Raw genomic sequence first — 17,600 nt, 5'->3', positions numbered from 1 at the left:
CCCCAGCCCCTCCTCCGCAAGCGGGAGAGGGGAGCCACAGGCCCCGAGCCCAGGTTCCAATGACCAACCGCACTCTGTTAATCCTGCTGGTACTGGTGGGCTACGTCTTCTCGCCGACGATCTTTACCTGGATGATCAATCCCTCCGGCGCCTGGTACCGGCCGTTTATCCTCTGGTTCGTGCTGATTCTGCTGGCGGTCTTTATCCAACTCAGGCGCAAGTCCAATGAGCTTTGAGGTAGGCCATATCGCGCTGATCGGCGTGGCCTATATCGCCGCGCTGTTCTTCGTCGCCTTCGCCACCTCCAAGGGCTGGCTGCCGGCGCGCTGGGTGCGCCACCCACTGATCTACGTGCTGTCGCTGGGGGTATCCCTGTCCGCCTGGACCTTCTACGGCATCGTGGACCTGGCCTGGCAGTATGGCTACGGCGTACTGGCCTACTACCTGGGCACCGGCGCCATGTTCCTGTTCGCACCGGTAGCGCTGGAACCGCTGGCGCGTCTGGCGCAGCGCTACCAGCTCACGTCGCCGGCGGACCTGCTGGTGTTCCGCTACCACAGCCGTGAGGCGGGCACCCTGGCCACCCTGTTCCTGCTGCTCGGCCTGCTGCCACTGATCGCGCTGCAGATACAGGCGGTATCCGAGACCCTGGCGCTGCTGTCCCGGGACAGCGTGGCCACGCTGGCACTGGCGGAGAGCGGCGTCACCAGCAAGAACCTGATCGCCTTCTTCTACTGCGTGCTGCTGGCGGTATTTACCAGCATGTACGGCGCCAGCGGCGAGCGCCGCGCCGGCCTCGCCAGCGCCATGGCGCTGGAATCGGTGGTCAAGCTGGTGGCACTGCTGGCGGTGGGCTTCTACGCGGTGTACGGGGTCTTCGGCGGCCTCGGCGGCCTGGACCGCTGGCTGGCACAGAACAGCGATATGCAGCAGTTGCTCTACACCCCCATCAAACAGGGCTCTTCGCACACGCTGCTGCTGGTGTTTATCGCCACCGCGGTGGCTATGCCGCACATTTTCTACCTGAGTGTCGCCGAGCGCCCGGCGGCGCAGGCCCTGCGCACCGCCAGTTGGGGCTTTCCGCTGTTCCTGCTGCTGATGGCGCTGCCTATCTTCCCGATTATGTGGGCCGGCTTCGCGCTGGACGTCACCGAGCCGGTGCAGTACTTCGCCCTCGCCGTGCCCCGGGCCAGCGGCTCCGCGCTGCTTACGGTGCTGGCATTTGTGGGCGGGCTCTCCGCCGCCACCGGGGCGCTGGTGATGATCACCCTGGCGCTGTCCACCATGGTGATGAACCACTGGCTGCTGCCGGGCACCCGCTGGCACTCGGAGGACAATATGTACCGCCAGCTGGTGTGGCTGCGCCGCGCCCTGGTGGCGGCGCTGTTCCTGGCCGGTTTCGGCTTCTACCTGCTGCTCAACAATCGCCTGGCGCTGTCCGACCTGGCTCTGCTGGCGTTTATCGCCTCCCTGCAGCTCCTGCCGGGCATCTTCGCGGTGATCCATTGGCCGCGGGGCAACAAGCGCGGCTTTATCGGCGGCCTGCTCGCGGGGAATCTAGTGTGGGCAGGCGGCTTATTACTGCCGTCGGTGTTCGGCGCCAGCGGCATCACCCTGCCGGGGACTGAGATACAGATACCCCTCGGTATGAGTATCTGGACCCAGGTCACCACCCTGTCGCTGGGGGTCAATGTGCTGCTGTTCGTGGGGCTTTCCCTGTTCACCCGCAGCAGCAGCCTGGAACAGTACGCGGCGGACCTGTGCAGCGACGACACCCTGAGCCAGGCCCTGCGCCTGGAAATGGACGTGGAGTCGACCGCGGACTTCCGCCTGCGCCTGTCCGAGAGCCTGGGCGCCGCCACCGCCAACCAGGAGGTGAACCGCGCCCTGCGCCAGTTGGGGCTGCCCGACGGCGAGCGCCGTCCCTACGCTCTGCGCCAACTGCGCAACAAGTTGGAGGCCAACCTGTCCGGGCTGCTGGGCCGGGTGCTCGCCGGGCAGATCATCGACCGCCACTTCCCCTTCAAGGACAGCGGCCAGCCGGCCAACAAGGACATCCACCTGATCGAGACCCGGCTCAACCGCTACAAGAACCAGCTCACCGGCCTGGCCGCGGAACTCAACAACCTGCGCCTCTACCACCGGCAGATGCTCGAGGAACTGCCCCTGGCCGCCTGCTCCCTGGGCCGCGATGGCGAGATACTGCTGTGGAACTACGCCATGCAGGATCTCACCGGTATCGCCGCCAGCGAGGTGATCGGCTCCAAGCTGGACTACCTGGCGGAGCCCTGGCGCGCGCTGCTGACCGAGTTCGCCCAGTCCACGGACGCCCACCGCTTCAAGCAGCAGGTGGACCTGGACGGCAACAGTCACTGGCTGAACCTGCACAAGACCCACCTCAAGAGCCGCCGCAACGCGCGCGCGCGAAATGGCGAGCGCAGCAGCGACGGCCAGATGCTGCTGCTGGAGGACATCACCGAGACCCAGGTGCTGGAGCAGGAATTGATCCACAGCGAGCGCCTCGCCTCCGTGGGCCGCCTGGCGGCGGGTGTGGCCCACGAGGTGGGCAACCCGGTCACCGGCATCGCCTGCCTGGCGCAGAACCTGCACTTCGAGTCCGACAGTACGGAAGTGCGCGACACCGCCGACCAGATCCTCAGCCAGACCCAGCGCATCAGCCGCATAGTGCATTCACTGGTGAACTTCTCCCACAGCGGCAGCCACGACAGCGGCGGCGAGCGCGCCCCGGTGGACCTCTACGCCTGCGTACAGGAGGCCGTGCAACTGCTGTCGCTGCAGCGGGACAAGACCCAGGTGACCTTCGACAACGCCGTGCCCGCGGACCTGATCGCCCCCGGCGACAACCAGCGCCTGATCCAGGTGTTTATCAACCTGCTCAGCAACGCCCGCGACGCCAGTGAGGACGGCGGCCACATCCAGATCGAAGGCTACGCCGAGCGCGGCTGCGCCTGCGTGGCAGTCACCGACGAGGGCCCCGGCATTTCCCCCCAGCACCGCGACCGCATCCTCGAGCCCTTCTTCACCACCAAGGAGCCGGGCCAGGGTACCGGCCTGGGGCTGGCGATGGTGTACAGCATCGTGGAGGAGCACGATGGCCAGTTGGAGCTGGTCAGTCCCGCCAATCCCGAGACCGGGCGCGGCGCGCGGTTTATCGTGCAGCTTCCCATATCTAATGCGGAATGATGAATGCGGAATGCGGAATAAGTGCGCTGCAGCCCCCGATTTTGGGGCCCTGCACCCATTCCGCATTCCGAATTCCGCATTCCGCATTCCTCTGTGGGTTGCATCGAAACGCCCGAAAGGTAAAACTAGGCTCTTCCTGAGCATTTTGTAACCAGGCGTAACATATGAGCCACATTCTGATCGTCGAAGACGAAGCCATTATCCGAACGGCGCTGCGCAAACTGCTGGAACGGCACCGCTACCGGGTAAGCGAGGCGGGCTCTGTGCGGGAGGCAACCACCAAATACCGCCTCAGCGAAGTCGACCTGGTTATCTCCGATCTGCGCCTGCCCGGAGCACCGGGTACCGACCTTCTCAAGCTGGCCGGCGACGTGCCGGTATTGATCATGACCAGCTACGCCAGCCTGCGCTCGGCAGTGGATTCCATGCGCATGGGGGCAGCGGACTACATCGCCAAACCCTTCGATCACGACGAGATGATCGCCACCGTACGCCGGGTGATCGGCAAAGCCGCGCAGAGCCGCGCGCAGGGCCCAAGCAGCAAGGATCCGGGCCGCAGCATCTCCGGCATGATCGGCGACAGCCCGGTGATGCGGGAACTCTACGCCCGCATCCACAAGGTGGCCCCCACCGATGCCACCGTGCTGGTACACGGCGAGACGGGCACCGGTAAGGAACTGGTGGCGCGCGCCATCCACGAGGAGAGCCGCCGCGCCGACAAACCGCTGATCTCGGTCAACTGTGCCGCCATCCCCGAAACCCTGATCGAAGCCGAACTGTTCGGCCACGAGAAAGGCGCCTTTACCGGTGCCCAGACCGCCCGCGAGGGCCTGGTGGCCGCCGCTGACGGCGGTACTCTGTTCCTGGACGAAATCGGCGAGCTGCCCCTGGAAGCCCAGGCGCGCCTGCTGCGCGTCCTGCAAGAGGGGGAAGTGCGCCCCATAGGAGCGGTGGAATCGCGCAAGGTGGATGTGCGCCTGGTGGCGGCCACCCACCGCAACCTGCGCCAACTGGCCGGCGAGCGCAAATTCCGCGAGGATCTCTACTACCGGATCAACGTGGTACAGATGACCCTGGCGCCGCTGCGCGAACGCGGCAAGGACGTACTGGCGATCGCCGAGCATCTGTTGGAGAAATTCTGCGCCAAGGTGGAACGCGCCACCCTCAAGCTGTCCCCCGAGGCGGTACAGGCGGTCACCACCTACACCTGGCCGGGCAATGTGCGCGAACTGGAAAACGCCATCCAGCGCGCGGTGATCCTCACCGAGGGCAACGGGGAGATAGACCACCACACCCTGGATATCGACCTGGACCTGGTGCCGGTGGACGAAGCGGACCCGGATCGCCGCCCGCGCAGTCTACACACCGACCCCCGCGAAGACCTGTCCCTGGAGGACTACTTCGCCCGCTTCGTACTCGAGCACCAGGACACCATGAGCGAGACCGAACTGGCGAAGAAACTGGGCGTAAGCCGCAAGTGCCTGTGGGAGCGGCGTCAGAAACTGGGCATCCCGCGCAAGAAAAGCCGCCGCATGGCCGCCGAAGCCTGAGCCCCCGGGAACGGGGAGCTGTGTCAGTGGCGACAGGGCCAGCCCCTGGGGCCGCGGAGCTCCAGCTCCGCTTGCGGTCCGCAGGACCGTCTGTCACTCCGTAGCGACGTGGCCAATTCAGTGGCGGCCCTGCTACCGGGGGCCGTTCACTCAACAGCCTCATCGGTCTGTTTATCAGCCGCAGGCGCTTTTCATGAACGGCCCCCGGTAGCAGGGCCTTCACGTCTGACGCCAGTACTCTTCCCAAAGTCCCGAGTCTCTTTAAATACCCTTATCTGTTCCGCAGGGAGCGAACTTTGTGTTCGCCCGCATGTCTATCTTCCTGTCGGGCGAACACAAGTTCGTCCCGCGCACATCCTCCCCCGGCAAAGTGTTACCCCTGTCCCACCCGGGCGTAACAACTTCCGCGCCATCCGTAACGATCCCAGCCATCCTGAACGGCAGCTGAAACCACCTCAGAGCGTAACTCATTGATTATTAAGGGTTTATTAAAACTGGCACACTAAATGCTTTGTTTAGTACAAATAACAAAAACAGCCAAGAATAAAAATAAATGACTGTTAAAGCCCTAATAACAACTGACAATAAGCGGGCGAGCCAAAATAAAAATAATGGGGCGGTCGACAATAAAAGCAAACAGTGACCAAAACCAGCAGAAGAATAACAATAAAAAATAAAAATAAAGCAGAAGACAACAAAAATAACGACAAGCGCGTTTACAAACTGACTGATTGTACCTGGGAGAGGGTGTTTGCCAGACGGCAAATTGAGCGCAGGGAAGCCGCTGCCTTCATACCGAATAACAATAATTCCCTTCTTTATTTTCTTTAATTACCCCCAGTTTGCGCTGGCGCCCGCGGATAGCGGGGCGCTCGCTTGTGCCTGTGGTAGAATCCGCCCGCACAATAGACGGGCCCAGCCCCAGTAAGCAACAGACAGCCGTATGCTCAATTCCCTGATCAGCAGTATCAAACGCTGGCGCAAGCCAGGTAACCCCGCCACCCTAAGGATCGTTCCGCGCAGCGACCACAACCTGTCCCGCCGGAATATCAGCCGGGCGGCGCTCACGGTGATGAAACGGCTGCAGGAGGCCGGCTTCCGGGCCTATATCGTCGGCGGCGGCGTGCGCGACCTGCTCCTGGGCGGCCACCCCAAGGACTTCGACGTAGCCACCGACGCCACCCCGGAAGAGGCCAAGGAGCTGTTCCGCGGCTCGCGCATCGTCGGCCGCCGCTTCCGCATCCTGCACGCGCGCATCGGCCGCGAGGTGATCGAGGTCACCACCTTCCGCGGCCACCACAGCGAGGGCGAGGCCCACGAGGCGCAGCAATCGGAACACGGCATGCTGCTGCGCGACAACGTCTACGGGGACCTGGAGAGCGACGCGATACGCCGCGACTTCACCATCAACGCTCTCTACTACACCACCGACGGCTTCGAGATCCACGACTACACCGGCGGCATGCGCGATATCGAACAGCGCCTGATCCGCATCATTGGCGATCCGGTCACCCGCTATAAGGAAGACCCGGTGCGCATGCTGCGCGCAGTGCGCTTCGCGGCCAAGCTGGACTTCACCATTGAGCGCGCGACCGCAGCACCCCTCGGCGAGCTGGCCCCGCTGCTGCACAATATCGCCCCCGCGCGGCTGTTCGACGAAGTGCTCAAGCTGCTGATGAGCGGTTACGGCGAAAGTACCTTCGAGCTGCTGCACGAATACGGGCTCTGGCAACACCTGTTTCCCGACAACGCCGCCCAGTTGGAAGACCCGGCGGCGCTGGCCCTGACCCGCAAGGCCCTGCGCAATACCGACGCGCGCATCCGCGACGACAAGCGGGTCACTCCCGCATTCCTTTACGCTGCCCTGCTGTGGCCGGCGGTTCAGGCGGAGCAGCGGCAACTGGCCGAAAAAGGTGTCCCTCCGGTGCCGGCGCTGGCCCAGGCCGCACAGGAAGTCATCGGCAACCAGTTGGCGCACACCGCCATTCCCAAACGCTTCTCCATTCCGATGCGGGAGATCTGGGATATGCAACTGCGCCTCCCCCGCCGCACCGGCAATCGCGCCCAGCACCTGAGCGAGCACCCGCGCTTCCGCGCCGCCTACGATTTCCTGCTGCTGCGCGAGGAGTCCGGCGAAATCCAGCCGGGCCTGGGCCAGTGGTGGACCGAGTTTCAGGAGGCGGACGAAGAGCAGCGGCAAACCATGGTGAGCAAGCTGCAACGCGACGGCGGCGGCCGGCGCGGGAGGGGGGGCCGCGGCGGCCGCCGCCGGCGCTCCACCAGGGCCGAGTAAATGACCCGCTGTTTTATCGGCCTCGGCAGCAATCTGGCCGATCCGCAGCAGCAGTTGCGCAGTGCGCTGGATGCCATCGCCGCGCTGCCGCAAACCGCCCTGCTGCGCTGTTCCAGCTTCTATCGCAGCGCACCCATCGGCCCCGGCAACCAGCCCGATTACATCAATGCGGTGGCGGAACTGGAAACCCAGTTGGAACCTCTGGACCTGCTGGACGGACTGCAGGCGATCGAATCCGCCCATGGGCGCGAGCGCGGCATCCGCTGGGGTGCCCGCACCCTCGATTTGGATATACTAGTGTTCGGACAGCAGCACATCGACGAACCGCGGCTACAGGTTCCCCATCCGCGCATGGCCGAACGCAATTTCGTGCTTCTGCCGCTGGCGGAGCTGGAGCCGGAGCTGCAACTCCCCTCGGGAGAGTCGATACAAACCCTGCTGCTGCAATGCCCGCACAACCGCCTGGAAAAACTCTGACCCCGGGAGCGCGGAGCTTACTGGGGCGTGAAGGCTCCAGCTCCGCACGCGGCCATGGACCGCCCTACAAAAAACACCGGCGGCAGAAGGAGATAAGGAGTAGAGCCCAATGGCAACAGAACCCGGTGAGCCCAACACCCGCGAGCTGGATCTCTCCGGCAAAACCCTGCCCAGATTCATCGCCGTGGAAGGCAATATCGGCGTGGGCAAAACCACCCTGGCGAAAAAGCTCGCCGCCACATTCAATTACGACACCCTGCTCGAGCAGCCCGAAGACAACCCCTTTCTCGAACGCTTTTACCGAGATCCCAAAAGCGCGGCCCTGCCCACCCAGCTGCACTTCCTGCTGCAGCGGTCGCAGCAGATCCAGGCGCTGCGCCAGGACGACCTGTTCAAGCCGGTGCGGGTAGCGGACTTTTTGATTGAGAAAGATCGGCTGTTTGCCGAGGTCACCCTCGACAGCGACGAACTGGCACTCTACCGACAGGTCTATCAGCACCTGACCCTGGAGGCCCCCAAGCCGGATCTGGTGATCTATCTGCAGGCTCCCCTCAAGATTCTGCAGGAGCGTATCCGCAGTCGCGGTATCGCCGCCGAACGCGCTATCGGCAACGAGTATCTGGCCGCACTCAACGACGCCTACACGCAGTTTTTCCACTATTACGACCAAGCGCCGCTGTTGATCGTCAACAGTGAAGACATCGATATCGTCGACCGGCCAGAGGATTACCACCAGCTGGTGGAATACCTGCTCACTATCAACAGCGGCCGACACTATTACAATCCCGGAGTCTGATATGCCTTACGCTCCCTCCGAACTGGAAAAGCCCGTAACCGTGCAGACCCTGCGCAAGATGAAAGCGGACGGTGAAAAATTTATCACCGTGGCTCTGTATGATGCGCCCATGGCCGCAATGGCGCAGAAAACCGGTGTCGAGGCCGTGCTGGTGGGCGACTCCCTGGGCATGACCGTACTCGGCTACGACAGCACCATCCCGGTGACCATGGAGCAGATGATCTACCATGTGGAGGCCGTGGCCCGGGGCAACAGGAAATCGCTGATTATGGGCGATATGCCCTTTATGACCTACGCCACCCCCGAAAAGGCACTGACCAACGCCACCCGCATCATGCAGGCGGGCGCACATATGGTGAAAATCGAGGGCGGCGCCTGGCTGGCGGAAACGGTGAGAATGCTTACCGACCGCGGCATCCCCGTATGTGCACATCTGGGCCTTACCCCGCAGTCGGTGCACAAGCTCGGTGGCTACCGCGTGCAAGGGCGCGACGAAGAGCGGGCCGGGGAAATCCTCGACGACGCCGCACAACTGGACGAGGCCGGCGCGGACCTGCTGGTCCTCGAGTGTGTGCCCGCCTCCCTCGCCAGACGAATCACCGACACTGTCTCCATGCCCACCATCGGCATCGGTGCCGGCCGGGATACGGATGCCCAGGTGCTGGTGATCAACGACATCCTCGGCCTCACCGAAACGCCGCCGAAATTCTCCAAGAACTTTCTGGAAGAAACGGGAAATATTCCGGGCGCATTACGCAAATACGCGGAAGACGTAAAGAACGGCGTCTTCCCCGACGACAATCACACTTTCGAGTAAAGAATCTCCCCGCTCGCAATCAGATAATCCAAAATGACTTTTGATCAACTGCTCAGCGACTGGCGATCGAACCGGGACGCACAAGAGATCCCCGAAGGGTGGTCCCAGGGCCGCGCCACATTTGGCGGCTTGGTGGCCGCCATGCTGTATGAAAGAATGGCCGCGCAGGTAGAACCGGAAGCGAGCCTGCGCTCCCTGACCATTTCCTTCGTCGGCCCGATGGCACCGGGCCCTGTGGACACTGCCGCGGCCACTCTCAGGGCCGGGCGCTCGGTCACCCAGGTGGAGGGAAGAATCCGGCAAGGAGATTCAGTGGTACTCGCGGGGCTGGCCAGTTTCGGCAGAGGCCGCCTGTCAAAAGTGCGGGTGGACACGGATACCGCGCCCCGGTTCAAGGCGCCCGAGGACAGCGAGGCGCTACCCTATATCCCCGGCGTCGTGCCGGAATTTACCCAGCACTTCGACTATCGCATCGCCCGTGGGGAACAGCCTTTCAGCGGCAGCAAAGACAATCAACTGGGTGGCTGGGTGCGGTTCAAAGAAGCTGAAGAAAAACCGGTGGGCGTCAGTCACCTGCTGGCGCTGATCGACGCCTGGCCACCGGCGATACTGCCGATGCTTACAAAACCGGCACCTGCCAGCTCGCTATCCTGGACGGTGGAATTTATCGAGCCCCTGCCCAACTTCAGTGGTACACATTGGTGGCAATATCTGGCCGAAGTGCAGCAGGCGGCCGATGGCTACGGGGTTGTCCAGGCACGGCTTTGGGATGCCGGGGAACAGCTGGTCGCTTTTACCCGCCAGACAGTGACCGTTTTCGACTGAAATCCGCGCGCTGCGTTATAAACTGCTTTTACGCGGGCTGGACCTGCGGCGAAGGGTAAGGCTTGGCAAAGGAAAAGGCCTCCGGCGTGGGGCCTTTTGCTTCCAGGATCTGCAAAGCCCGCTTGCCGTCGTCGACCGTTGGTGTGGACCCCGCGGGTATCCACCACAACGCCAGGATCGGGCCCGGCATCTTCTCGAACCAGTTCTTTTTGTCTTTCAGTACCTTCAGGTGCCCACCGGCGTAGACATAATCCTTCAGCGCCTGGAAGGATTCCCACACCGACATATTGATGATAATCCGCTCATCGTCAAAGGCCTGCAGTGCCGTAGCATCGCCCTCTTCAGTTTGCAGGCGCCAGACAAAACCGGGGCTGCTCTCCGCCAGCGCATTGATCCTGTCCAACTGATCCACAAATCCCTTCATGACCGGGCTGTCCATGGGCCCCTTTGCCCGTGCGATATTGACCTGTGCCAGGTGAAATCTTTTTGCCAAAATCAACTCCCTTTACTGGTCGCTCCAGCGCGAAACCGCAAACAACAAAAAATTATCCAAGCGTACGTTCCCCGGCCGTCCAGACCTACCCTTTCCTGGCACAGAAGCGCAAACGCACATAATCCGCATGCCAATTCCCCTTCCGATCGCAAAGAACCGGGCGCAACGACTCCACCACCTCCCGCAGAAACTCCCCTCTCAGCGAATCGGGAATCACCGAGAGATAGGGCTGCGCCAGGGTTTCGATCCAGTTACCCACGTCGCCAGGCAAGGGCGTGGGGCGCGGAATCAAAGTTGCACTTTGCACGGAAAATCCGTTTCCTTCCAGCAACTTACTGTATTCCTCAGCCCCGGGAAAATACCAGGGGCACTCCGAATACAGACCCCTGGAGCCCAGCGCAGACTCTACCGCGGCAACAATAGCGGCGACATTGCCCCGCCCCCCGAACTCGCCGACAAAGCGCCCTCCGGGCTTAAGCGCCCGCTCCACCCCGGCGACCACGGCCGCTGGATTCTTCATCCAATGGAGGGCCGCATTGGTAAATACCGCGTCGAATTCTCTCTCGAATGGAAGTTCCTGCCCATCCACGATGCGGGCATCAAGGCCGAGAGCCTTTGCCGCTTCGATCATCTCCGGGCTTGAATCGACGGCGACCACTTCACAGCCATATCCGGCAAGTTTCACCGTAAGGGCGCCGTCACCGCAGCCCAGATCCAAAATACGTTCACCGCGTATCGGAGCGAGCAGCTCGACAACGGGCGCCCCCAGATCGGATACGAAGCGGGCATTTTCAGCGTACTGGTCAGGATTCCAGACCTGTTTACCGGATGTAGGCATAACAACAACTCCTGATCAATTCTCTGCAGGCAGGGCCCACAAAAGTCCATCGGTAATCAGCGACGGGGAAATACTTAGAGCCTGTTTGGAGTCTCGCGAGAAGCTCGCCCGGCCGGTATGGATGCCTCTTTTCCGGACCGTATGAGGCATGGATGCCGATTACGAGCGTACAAGGACGTATTTACAGCGTGTCCCGGAAAGAGGCATCCATACCGGCCCCGCACTGAGGTCGAATTTTCGAAGACTTTAAACAGGCTCTTAGGTGTATTTCATTTTCGATAACTTTTACCTGGTGAGCCGAAGCGACGCAGTTGCTGTTTGCCGGCTTTCCAGCTGCCAGCTGTTGGCAAACGCATTGCCGTGCTCCACGCAGACATACTCCCGGTAGTGATCGCCCACATCCTCCAGGGTCGTGGCCAGTTCTGCGCCCGGGTTCCAGGCGATTACGGTGTGGCAGTTTTCGCTGCGAGCGGTAATCGCATCACTGGTGATGATCTGCTGTTGTTCCGGGGCATTTTCAAAAACCCGGTCCACTTCCCCTGGGAAAGTGAGTACTCCCTCCTGGGTGAAGCGTTCCAGCCCGCGGGTTTTGTCCAGGTATTCGGTGTTTTCCAGCCCGCGTACCTCGATCTCGCGCACATCGTCCACCGGAAAATAGGTGTGCCAGGCCCAGCTGTACTCTGCAGTTTCCTCGTCCCGGTTTTCCAGTTCCAGATGCAACTCCAATTCCCTTCCCAGGCGCATGGTCATCGTGCAGAAGAAAGGTGCGCTAAACAGTTCGTTGCCGGGGTGCCGGTAAGTGAATACCAACTCCACTTCCCCGCCCTCCAGCTCCTTGCCGCTCGCCAGTTGCCAGGGCTCGGTGCGCACCAGTCCGTGCTTGGGTTTTTCCGGGTCCTGATTGTTGATACCGAACCAGGGCAGGCACAGTGGGATACCGCCTCGCACGGGTTCGCCGGGCTCGAAACAGGCTTTCGGGCTGAGCCAAAGCAGGGGCTCGCAGCCGGCGGCCTGAAACTCCAGCAACTGGGCGCCCTGCCTGGCAATCACCGCGCGGCACAGGGGTGTCTGCACCAGAAACAGATCCAGGCCGGGCTTGCCGTAGAGTGTGCCGCTGTCGGTAGGGCTAATGGTTTGGGTTTGTATCGATTCACTCACTTGGATTGCAACCTTTTTTGTAATTACTCAATCATAGGGGATCTGCATTGGTTTAAGCGAACCACCCCGCCGCTCCTGCAGGGTGAGCAGTTACCCTTTATTCATTCGTTTTTCTCTCGCCGGAAAATCGGAAGCGCGCACAGTAGTGACATCACTCCCAATGCCAGCATCAAGTGGAACCAGTTGATACGCGCCAACCCCAGCACCCGCCTCGCGCCGGTTCCCACAAACAGCCCGGCGATAATCACCAGCAGAGCGCCCGCGGCGAGCAGCAACACCTGCAACCGGGACAGGCTGTGCCGCCCAAACAATTCCATCGCAGCCACCAGCAGCCAAAGGGAAAGCCCCACAGCGCTGTACAGCCTGTTTACGGACTGCGCATCGAAGCCGGTGGTCTCCGCCAGGCCCAGCGCAGAGCCGACCGCCAGCGCGAAGATCGCATAGGCCGGTGCGCGGCCGCGATATCCCAGGGGCAGCTGCAGCCGGGCCCACAGCAGCCCCAGCCCGATCGACAGAAATGAGACGGCGCCGGACAGGCGCGACAGCGCGCGGTGCAACCCGGTAATCCCCGGGTCGATGCCGTAGCGGTAGGCCCCGACGGCGGCTGCGAGAGCGAGACACAGCAGGCCCCCGGTCACCAGCAGGGCCGGTGTCTGAAGACGATAGCGGGAAATATGCCAATACTGGGTGGCAACCAGCGTGGCGGCCAGTGCGAGCAGGATTTCCACAAGCCAGTAGTTGTGCAAGGCGGGCTCCCCTTTTTTCTTTATAGGGGATTCTAACGGGTTGGGGTGGGGAGTGGCGAGTGACGTGATCGCTGGTCGTCATGCCGGCATGACGCTCCTGCACCGGATTAGCCTGCGTCCATAAAAAAACCCGGCAATTGCCGGGTTTTTTTAACGAGCGACAAAGAATCAGGTTTCGTCAGACGCCTGGGCCTGAGTAGGCTCTTCCGCCTGATCGGCCTTCGCTTCCTTGATGGACAGCTTGATACGGCCCCGCTGATCCACGTCCAGTACCTTCACGAATACCTTCTGGCCTTCGCTCAAGTAGTCAGTGACTGCGTTGACACGCTCCTCCGCGATCTGGGAGATATGCACCAGGCCGTCTTTGCCCGGCAGGAAGTTGACGAAAGCACCGAAGTCCACGATGCGCACCACGGTGCCCTCGTAGATGGCGCCGATCTCGGCTTCCGCGGTGATCTCCTCGATACGGGTAACCGCCGCTTCCAGGCTCTCGCCGTCCTCGCCGAACACCTTGATGGTGCCGTCGTCCTCGATATCGATGGATGCACCGGTCTCCTCGGTGATGGAGCGGATGGTGGCACCGCCCTTACCGATAACATCGCGGATCTTGTCCGGATGGATCTTCAGGGTCGCGTAGCGGGGTGCGTTCTCGTTGACGACCTCGCGGGAGGCGCCGATCACCTTGTTCATTTCCGCGAGGATATGCAGACGCGCGTGCAGGGCTTGCTCCAGCGCGGTCTCCATGATCTCTTCGGTGATTCCCTCGATCTTGATGTCCATCTGCAGCGCGGTCACACCAGAAGCGGTGCCGGCCACTTTGAAGTCCATATCGCCGAGGTGATCTTCGTCGCCAAGGATATCGGTGAGTACCGCGTAGCCTTCGTTCTCTTTCACCAGGCCCATGGCGATACCGGCTACCGGCGCCTTCAGCGGCACACCGGCATCCATCAGCGCCAGGCTGGAACCACACACGGAGGCCATAGAGCTGGAACCGTTGGATTCGGTGATTTCAGATACCACACGCAGGGTGTAGGGAAAGCTCTCCGGGTTCGGCAGCACGGCGGCGATACCGCGGCGCGCCAGGCGGCCGTGGCCGATTTCGCGGCGACCGGTAGCACCCACACGACCCGCTTCACCTACAGAGTAGGGCGGGAAGTTGTAGTGCAGCATAAAGTAGTCTTTGCGCTCGCCTTCCAGGGCATCGATGATCTGCGCATCGCGGGTCGCACCCAGTGTGGCAACAACCAGGGCCTGGGTCTCGCCGCGGGTAAACAGCGCGGAACCGTGGCCTTTCGGCAGTACACCGACTTCGACGTTGATCGGGCGCACGGTCTTGGTATCACGGCCGTCGATGCGGGGCTCACCGCGCACCACTGCGCCGCGCACGATTTTCTTCTCCAGCTTGCCGAAGTAGCTCTTGACTGTTCCTTCGTCCACTTCCTCGGTTGCCAACGCTTCCGCGGCGGCATTGCGCAGCTCGCCCAGGCGGGTGGTGCGCTGCTGCTTGTCGGTGATGCGGTAGGCTTCTGCCACCTGCTCGCCGAACTGGTTTTCCAGGGCGGCTTTCAGCTCTTCGTTGACGGCTTCAGGCTGCCAGTCCCAGATGGGCTTGCCGGCTTCGGCTTTCAGCTCTTCGCAGACTTTCACCACCGCCTGCATTTCCTGGTGCGCGAACAGCACCGCGCCCAGCATGATGTCTTCCGGCAGCTCCTTGGCTTCGGACTCCACCATCAGCACTGCGTCTTCGGTGCCCGCCACCACCATATCCAGCTCGCTGGTTTTCAGCGCGCTGTAGCTCGGGTTGAGCAGGTAACCGTCCTGTTGGGTATAGCCCACACGCGCGGCGCCGATAGGGCCGCCGAAGGGGATACCGGAAACGGACAGCGCCGCCGAGGTGCCGATCATGCCGGCAATATCCGGATCTACGTCTTTCTCCGCGGACAGCACAGTGATCATCACCTGCACTTCGTTCATAAAGCCGTTGGGGAACAGCGGGCGGATCGGGCGGTCGATCAGGCGGGAAGTCAGAGTCTCTTTTTCGGACGGGCGGCCTTCACGCTTGAAAAAGCCACCGGGAATTTTGCCGGCCGCATAGGCCTTTTCCTGATAGTGTACGGACAGCGGGAAGAAGCCTTGATCGGGCTTGGCTTCCTTGGCACCGACAACGGTACACAGAACCACGGTTTCGCCCATGGTTACCAGCGCCGCACCGGTGGCCTGGCGCGCAATGCGGCCGGTCTCGATGGTGACTTGCTGATTGCCGTACTGGAATGTTTTGCTTACTGGATTCACGGTATTTTCCTATTTCCTTCGGTCGCTGGCCCATTCCAGCAACCCCTACAGCATTCGCTCTTACCAGAACGAATATTAGCGGGCGTATGCCCGCGTGCGGAGGCTTCTCCGCGCTCCCAAAAAAACAATGCCCGCCAGGGGCGGGCATCGAGGAGTCTTATCGACGCAAGCCGAGTTTGGCAATCAGCTGTGCGTAACGGTTCAGGTCCTTGCGCTTCAGGTAGTCCAGCAGCTTGCGACGCTGGTTTACCATGCGAATCAGGCCACGGCGGGAGTGGTGGTCCTGCTTGTGTGCAGAGAAGTGGCCCTGCAGCTTGTTGATGTTGGCGGTCAGCAGGGCTACCTGGACTTCCGGGGAACCGGTGTCGCCTTCGGATTGGCCGTGCTCTTTGAGGATGGCTGCTTTTTCAGATGCAGTCAGTGCCATAACGAAATACCTCGTCGTAATATGCTTTGAAGATTCGGCTGGCCCGTGCATATTTACAGACCAGCTAACGGTTTTTTCCCTGAAGGAGCGGGCCATGCCCGCGAACAAACTCTGATCGCGGGCATGGCCCGCTCCTACAGGGTGCTTACCAGGCGGCGCGGGGCGACCCGCCCGTCGTCGGTAATTTCTCCAACGCCCAGAAAATCACCACTTTCCAGGAAGAGGCGCACCATATCACCTTCCGCGCCAATACGGTAGACCTGCAAGTCCATTACCGGCTGGCCCTGACGCAGATAATAACCGGAGTCGTCCGGCAGGGTCAGTCTGGGCAGCCCCGAGGCGGGTGAGTCCACTGGCAACAGGTGATGATCCAGGCTTTCCGCCCTGCCCTCGCCACGCTCTTCCGTCAGCTCATCCAGGGTAACGGCATCCGCTTCGTCGAAGGGGCCGCAGGCGGAGCGGTGTAGTTGATCCACATAGGCACCCACTCCCAGGTTGCGGCCCAGGTCTTCCGCCAGGCTGCGCACATAGGTGCCTTTGGAACAGTGCACCTCCACTTCGGCGCGGGGTTGGGGGCCGGGGGTGAAACCCAGCAATTCAAACGAAAAGATGTCCACAGTGCGCGCCTCGCGCTCCACTTCCAGTCCCTGGCGCGCCAGCTTGTACAGCGGCTGACCCTTGTGCTTGAGCGCCGAGTACATGGACGGTACCTGCTGGATACGGCCGCGGAAAACGCCCATTGCATCGCGCAACTTCTCTTCCGTCAGGCCCGAGGCATCGGCGCTCGCCAACACCTGCCCATCGGCATCGCCCGTATCGGTGGCCATGCCGAAACAGAAGGTGCTGCGGTAGCGCTTATCCGCGTCCAGCAGGTACTGGGAGAACTTGGTGGCTTCGCCAAAGCAGATCGGCAGCACCCCGGTGGCGAGCGGATCCAGCGCGCCGGTGTGGCCGGCGCGGTTGGCGAAGAACAGTCGCTTGGCTTTCTGCAGGGCGTCGTTGGCGGTGATGCCGGCGGGCTTGTTCAACAACAGCACGCCGTGAACCGCGCGGCCCCATTTAGGTCTGCGGCCCATAAATTACTGACTCCCACCGTCCTTGGTGGACGACTTCCGGGCGCCTTCGGCGTCCAAATCCGCTCCTGCGGATTTGTCTTCATCGTCGTCCCGGTGGTGGTCTTTATCAGACTTTACGGCCTTGTCGATCAGCGCGGACAACTGCTGCCCGCGCACGGAAGTCTCGTCGTAGCGGAATTGCAGGCGCGGAATGGTGCGCATCTGGATGGAGCGCGCCAGTTGGCTGCGCAGGAACCCGGCGGCTTTGTTCAACACTTCCATGGAGGTGTTGATCCTGGCCGGGTCGTCCTCACCCACCAGGGTCACGAACACCTTGGCGGTGGCGAGGTCGCGACTAACCTCCACGTCGTTGACATTGATCATACCCAGACGCGGGTCGCGCACTTCCCGCTGAATCAGCTGCGCCAGTTCGCGGCGCATAGCGTCGGCGACACGATCGGCGCGGTGGAATTCTCTTGCCATTTTTTACCTATATCGAATGGCGCTGATGATCTACGGAGCGCCCTGTAGGAGCGGGGGGGGGCGGCCATCCGCCCATGCCCGCGACCAGGCTCCGTTCGCGGGCATGGCCCGCTCCTACATCATCGGGGCTTGCGGTCCGAGACCCT

The 17,600-nt window shown here is 62.0% G+C and carries 17 protein-coding genes; 9 read left to right on the top strand and 8 right to left on the bottom strand.

All coding sequences use genetic code 11. The features are described from left to right. The first annotated feature begins 59 nt into the window (after positions 1-59). The 9 genes from PP263_RS21955 to PP263_RS21915 all read left to right on the top strand — a co-directional run bounded on the left by PP263_RS21955 (position 60) and on the right by PP263_RS21915 (position 9,962). Entirely contained in the window at positions 60-236 is a 177-nt protein-coding gene (locus tag PP263_RS21955) for a hypothetical protein (protein ID WP_308366214.1), read from the top strand. Then, positions 226-3,204, top strand: a complete 2,979-nt coding sequence (locus tag PP263_RS21950; protein WP_308366213.1) for an ATP-binding protein — start codon at positions 226-228, stop codon at positions 3,202-3,204. Before PP263_RS21955 ends, PP263_RS21950 begins: the two co-directional genes overlap by 11 nt. A 164-nt stretch (positions 3,205-3,368) precedes the next feature. Further along, positions 3,369-4,754 (top strand): sigma-54 dependent transcriptional regulator, encoded by a 1,386-nt coding sequence (locus PP263_RS21945; RefSeq protein WP_308366212.1) that lies wholly within the window; start codon positions 3,369-3,371, stop codon positions 4,752-4,754. A gap of 639 nt (positions 4,755-5,393) precedes the next feature. After that, positions 5,394-5,585 carry a hypothetical protein gene (locus tag PP263_RS21940; protein ID WP_308366211.1) on the top strand — a complete coding sequence of 64 codons (192 nt, stop codon included), beginning with the start codon at positions 5,394-5,396 and terminating at the stop codon, positions 5,583-5,585. A 112-nt stretch (positions 5,586-5,697) separates the two neighbouring features. Beyond that, a complete protein-coding gene (pcnB, locus tag PP263_RS21935; RefSeq protein ID WP_308366210.1) occupies positions 5,698-7,047 on the top strand; it encodes a polynucleotide adenylyltransferase PcnB in 1,350 nt (449 codons plus the stop codon). Then, positions 7,048-7,524 (top strand): 2-amino-4-hydroxy-6-hydroxymethyldihydropteridine diphosphokinase, encoded by a 477-nt coding sequence (gene folK / locus PP263_RS21930; RefSeq protein ID WP_308366209.1) that lies wholly within the window; start codon positions 7,048-7,050, stop codon positions 7,522-7,524. Between the two features lie 109 nt (positions 7,525-7,633). Then, entirely contained in the window at positions 7,634-8,320 is a 687-nt protein-coding gene (locus tag PP263_RS21925) for a deoxynucleoside kinase (RefSeq protein ID WP_308366208.1), read from the top strand. Position 8,321: 1 nt separating this feature from the next. Then, positions 8,322-9,137, top strand: coding sequence for a 3-methyl-2-oxobutanoate hydroxymethyltransferase (gene panB, locus PP263_RS21920; protein WP_308366207.1), 816 nt, complete (start codon positions 8,322-8,324; stop codon positions 9,135-9,137). A 33-nt stretch (positions 9,138-9,170) separates the two neighbouring features. Further along, positions 9,171-9,962, top strand: a complete 792-nt coding sequence (locus tag PP263_RS21915; protein ID WP_308366206.1) for a thioesterase family protein — start codon at positions 9,171-9,173, stop codon at positions 9,960-9,962. 28 nt (positions 9,963-9,990) lie between these two features. Here PP263_RS21915 and PP263_RS21910 read toward each other — a convergent pair whose 3' ends face one another. The 8 genes from PP263_RS21910 to rbfA form a co-directional block, all read right to left on the bottom strand. Then, the gene (locus PP263_RS21910; protein ID WP_308366205.1) at positions 9,991-10,455 is read right to left on the bottom strand and encodes a DUF3291 domain-containing protein; all 465 of its coding nucleotides are present in this window, start codon (positions 10,453-10,455) and stop codon (positions 9,991-9,993) included. A gap of 85 nt (positions 10,456-10,540) precedes the next feature. After that, positions 10,541-11,293 carry a methyltransferase domain-containing protein gene (locus PP263_RS21905; RefSeq protein WP_308366204.1) on the bottom strand — a complete coding sequence of 251 codons (753 nt, stop codon included), beginning with the start codon at positions 11,291-11,293 and terminating at the stop codon, positions 10,541-10,543. A 285-nt stretch (positions 11,294-11,578) separates the two neighbouring features. Next, positions 11,579-12,451 carry a D-hexose-6-phosphate mutarotase gene (locus PP263_RS21900; protein ID WP_308366203.1) on the bottom strand — a complete coding sequence of 291 codons (873 nt, stop codon included), beginning with the start codon at positions 12,449-12,451 and terminating at the stop codon, positions 11,579-11,581. A gap of 101 nt (positions 12,452-12,552) precedes the next feature. Next, complete coding sequence (locus PP263_RS21895; RefSeq protein ID WP_308366202.1) at positions 12,553-13,197, bottom strand: hypothetical protein; 645 nt, start codon at positions 13,195-13,197, stop codon at positions 12,553-12,555. Positions 13,198-13,365: 168 nt separating this feature from the next. Then, positions 13,366-15,489, bottom strand: a complete 2,124-nt coding sequence (gene pnp, locus PP263_RS21890; RefSeq protein WP_183456207.1) for a polyribonucleotide nucleotidyltransferase — start codon at positions 15,487-15,489, stop codon at positions 13,366-13,368. A gap of 157 nt (positions 15,490-15,646) precedes the next feature. After that, the gene (gene rpsO, locus PP263_RS21885; protein ID WP_183456209.1) at positions 15,647-15,916 is read right to left on the bottom strand and encodes a 30S ribosomal protein S15; all 270 of its coding nucleotides are present in this window, start codon (positions 15,914-15,916) and stop codon (positions 15,647-15,649) included. Between the two features lie 134 nt (positions 15,917-16,050). After that, a complete protein-coding gene (truB, locus tag PP263_RS21880) occupies positions 16,051-16,992 on the bottom strand; it encodes a tRNA pseudouridine(55) synthase TruB (protein ID WP_308366201.1) in 942 nt (313 codons plus the stop codon). A 3-nt stretch (positions 16,993-16,995) separates the two neighbouring features. Continuing rightward, positions 16,996-17,454: a 30S ribosome-binding factor RbfA gene (gene rbfA / locus PP263_RS21875; RefSeq protein ID WP_308366200.1), complete on the bottom strand. Its 459-nt coding sequence runs from the start codon at positions 17,452-17,454 to the stop codon at positions 16,996-16,998. Between the last annotated feature and the right edge of the window lie 146 nt (positions 17,455-17,600).

Source organism: Microbulbifer sp. TB1203, assembly GCF_030997045.1.
Lineage (GTDB): Bacteria > Pseudomonadota > Gammaproteobacteria > Pseudomonadales > Cellvibrionaceae > Microbulbifer.
Note: the sequence above shows the minus strand (reverse complement) of the source record. Positions and strands in the feature narration are given on the sequence as shown.

Excerpts from the sequence above, each read along its gene's own strand:
- PP263_RS21905 (WP_308366204.1), bottom strand. The coding sequence starts at position 11,293 with ATGCCTACATCCGGTAAACAGGTCTGGAATCCTGACCAGTACGCTGAA.
- PP263_RS21945 (WP_308366212.1), top strand. The coding sequence starts at position 3,369 with ATGAGCCACATTCTGATCGTCGAAGACGAAGCCATTATCCGAACGGCG.
- rbfA (WP_308366200.1), bottom strand. The coding sequence starts at position 17,454 with ATGGCAAGAGAATTCCACCGCGCCGATCGTGTCGCCGACGCTATGCGC.
- PP263_RS21925 (WP_308366208.1), top strand. The coding sequence starts at position 7,634 with ATGGCAACAGAACCCGGTGAGCCCAACACCCGCGAGCTGGATCTCTCC.
- PP263_RS21915 (WP_308366206.1), top strand. The coding sequence starts at position 9,171 with ATGACTTTTGATCAACTGCTCAGCGACTGGCGATCGAACCGGGACGCA.
- truB (WP_308366201.1), bottom strand. The coding sequence starts at position 16,992 with ATGGGCCGCAGACCTAAATGGGGCCGCGCGGTTCACGGCGTGCTGTTG.
- PP263_RS21955 (WP_308366214.1), top strand. The coding sequence starts at position 60 with ATGACCAACCGCACTCTGTTAATCCTGCTGGTACTGGTGGGCTACGTC.
- rpsO (WP_183456209.1), bottom strand. The coding sequence starts at position 15,916 with ATGGCACTGACTGCATCTGAAAAAGCAGCCATCCTCAAAGAGCACGGC.
- folK (WP_308366209.1), top strand. The coding sequence starts at position 7,048 with ATGACCCGCTGTTTTATCGGCCTCGGCAGCAATCTGGCCGATCCGCAG.
- PP263_RS21950 (WP_308366213.1), top strand. The coding sequence starts at position 226 with ATGAGCTTTGAGGTAGGCCATATCGCGCTGATCGGCGTGGCCTATATC.
- panB (WP_308366207.1), top strand. The coding sequence starts at position 8,322 with ATGCCTTACGCTCCCTCCGAACTGGAAAAGCCCGTAACCGTGCAGACC.
- pcnB (WP_308366210.1), top strand. The coding sequence starts at position 5,698 with ATGCTCAATTCCCTGATCAGCAGTATCAAACGCTGGCGCAAGCCAGGT.